The sequence below is a fragment of the Actinomadura sp. GC306 genome (assembly GCF_004348665.1).
Classification (GTDB): domain Bacteria; phylum Actinomycetota; class Actinomycetes; order Streptosporangiales; family Streptosporangiaceae; genus Spirillospora.
In genome coordinates, this window is sequence record NZ_SMKM01000530.1 from 1 (window position 1) to 1,476 (window position 1,476).

Annotated in this window: 1 protein-coding gene; it reads left to right on the forward strand. The window is 68.6% G+C overall.

Features of this window, described 5'->3' with window-relative positions:
* The first annotated feature begins 178 nt into the window (after window positions 1-178).
* Complete coding sequence (locus tag E1200_RS33315; RefSeq protein ID WP_131956660.1) at window positions 179-1,453, forward strand: aspartate kinase; 1,275 nt, start codon at window positions 179-181, stop codon at window positions 1,451-1,453.
* Window positions 1,454-1,476 lie beyond the last annotated feature (23 nt).

Sequence of the window (1,476 nt, forward strand, 5' to 3'; positions counted from 1 at the left end):
CGTCCCCGACCCCGACCCCGACTCCGTGGAGACCGCCGCGTAGGGGTCTCCGCCACCGGCGGGCGGCGCGGGCACGTGCCGGCGCCGCCCACAGCGGTTACCTGGCCGTTATCCGTTTCGGTGCGCTCTGTAGACTCTCGTTTCGGTACGCCGACCCCGATTCGAGGAGCGCCCACTCGTGGCCCTAATCGTGCAGAAGTACGGTGGCTCCTCCGTCGCCGACGCCGATGGCGTCAAGCGGGTCGCCCAGCGCATCGTCGCGACGAAGAAGGCGGGCAACGACGTCGTCGTCGTGGTGTCCGCCATGGGTGACACGACGGATGATCTCATCGACATGGCCAAGCAGGTCAGTCCCCTGCCGCCGGGGCGTGAGCTCGACATGCTGCTCACCGCCGGCGAGCGGATCTCCATGGCGCTGCTCGCCATGGCCATCGCGAACCTGGGCCATGAGGCCCGCTCGTTCACCGGCTCCCAGGCGGGCGTGATCACGGACGGCTCGCACGGCAAAGCCAAGATCATCGACGTGACGCCGGGCCGGATCAGGACCGCGCTGGACGAGGGCTCGATCTGCATCGTCGCCGGTTTCCAGGGCGTCTCGCAGAACACCAAGGACATCACCACCCTCGGCCGCGGCGGCTCCGACACCACCGCCGTCGCGCTGGCCGCGTCGCTGGACGCCGACGTCTGCGAGATCTACTCCGACGTCGACGGGGTCTTCACCGCCGACCCGCGCATCGTGCCCGCCGCCCGCAAGGTCCCCAAGATCTCCTACGAGGAGATGCTGGAGATGGCGGCGAACGGCGCGAAGATCCTGCATCTGCGCTGCGTGGAGTACGCGCGCCGCTACAACATCCCGATCCACGTGCGCTCCTCGTTCTCTCAGAAGGAGGGCACGTGGGTCGTCGACAGCAGCGACATCGAAGGACAGGACATGGAGCAGGCGATCATCTCCGGCGTCGCGCACGACCGGAGCGAGGCCAAGATCACGGTGGTGGGGGTGCCGGACAAGGTCGGTGAGGCCGCCGCCATCTTCAGCGTGCTGTCCGACGCCGAGATCAACATCGACATGATCGTGCAGAACGTGTCGGCCGCGTCCACCGGGCGCACGGACATCTCGTTCACGCTGCCGTCCACCGACGGGCAGAGCGCGCTGACCGCGCTGAACAAGCTCAAGGAGCAGATCGGCTTCGAGTCGCTCCGCTACGACGACCGGATCGGCAAGGTCTCGCTGATCGGCGCGGGGATGCGCTCGCACCCGGGCGTCACGGCCAAGCTGTTCACCGCGATCGCCGAGGCCGGCGTCAACATCGAGATGATCTCCACCTCGGAGATCCGCATCTCGGTCGTCGTCGCCCAGGACGACATCGACGCCGCCGTCGTCGCCGCCCACCACGCCTTCGACCTCGACTCCGAGCAGGTCGAAGCGGTCGTCTACGGCGGCACCGGCCGCTGACCCCCAGCGAACCCGCGCGGGCC